Raw genomic sequence first — 1,097 nt, forward strand, 5'->3', positions numbered from 1 at the left:
GGCACCCCTGCCGTCAGCACGCGGCCGATGACCAGCGTGTGGTCGCCCGCCCGGACCCGCTGCTCGGTGCGGTGACCGGGCAGTGTGCTTTTCGAATCATCGCACTGCTCGTGGTGCCGAGGCCGGCGTCGTCGAACGAACCTCGCCCACGCCGACCCACGACGAGAAGCCGTGCCTCGGTAGAGAGTTGTTCAAGAATGGCAACTGAGGGGCCGTCGAACTCGATCTGACGGATGGCGACGCCAGGGTAGAGCGTGGCCCAACCCGACAGTTGCCACGTCAGCGGCGTCGAGTGCTGGGGCGCGTGCCCGGATGCGAAGTCTCGACGCAGCTCGGCCTCTGGCGGCGCTGCGTGCACGACGACCAGTTCGGTGTTCGCTGCCTCTGCTTCCTTGAATGCGATGGCCAGAGCGCTTTCGCTGTAGGCGCTTCCGTCCAAACCGACGACAACGGGCAAGGCTGCCGCAGCGATGCTTTCACGCGGTGTTCCGACTTTTGCGAACGAACACCTCGGGGCAGGGGCAGCGAGATCGTCCTGTGGTGTGACGATCAAGGCGGCCTCAGCGGTCAGCGCGGTGAGAATTGCGGTGTTCTCCCCGGAGATCAGATCGGTCCGGATCCGAAGATCTGGCGACACCGACTCGGCGATCTGAATGGCTTCCATGAACAGGCCGGTCGGTGACGCCGAGGTGTTCGGATCGGCGGTGGTCGGAGCTACGAAAACAATTCGCATCCAGAGACTGTGGCGATGCGCGAACTCGGCCGCCCACGTGATCACGTCATGGCGCAGAGGGGATCCGTCGATACACACGACGACCGCTCCGTTTGCGGACCACTCGGAGGTGATGAGGTCAGTCGATAGTTCGGGCTTCATCGTGAACTCCTCGAGCTGTGTCTGTCGAATGCGAACTGGCTTGCAGGACAGTGCCGAACAGCAATCCTGCGACGACTATCGAGCATGCGGCAGTCGTCAAGGGCAACCACACCAGCGTCGCGACCGCGAACATGAGCACGAGCAACGGCGCGAGAAGATGGCCGGGTTTCGCTCGGCGTTCGTGTTGCTGATCTTCTGCCCAGGCTCGGTACTTCGTGCCGTC

At 63.5% G+C, this 1,097-nt stretch carries 1 protein-coding gene and 2 pseudogenes; all 3 read right to left on the reverse strand.

The features are described 5' to 3' along the window. Positions 1-71: pseudogene (locus ABT116_RS49445) on the reverse strand (flavin reductase); the annotation flags it as partial. 59 nt (positions 72-130) lie between these two features. Then, a pseudogene (locus tag ABT116_RS49450) lies at positions 131-874 on the reverse strand (universal stress protein); the annotation flags it as partial. Then, the coding region (locus tag ABT116_RS49455; protein ID WP_351648233.1) for a hypothetical protein at positions 852-1,097 on the reverse strand (246 nt) is incomplete at its 5' end. The pseudogene ABT116_RS49450 and the gene ABT116_RS49455, both read right to left, overlap by 23 nt.

It is taken from the genome of Streptomyces sp. NPDC002130 (assembly GCF_040296465.1).
GTDB lineage: Bacteria > Actinomycetota > Actinomycetes > Streptomycetales > Streptomycetaceae > Streptomyces.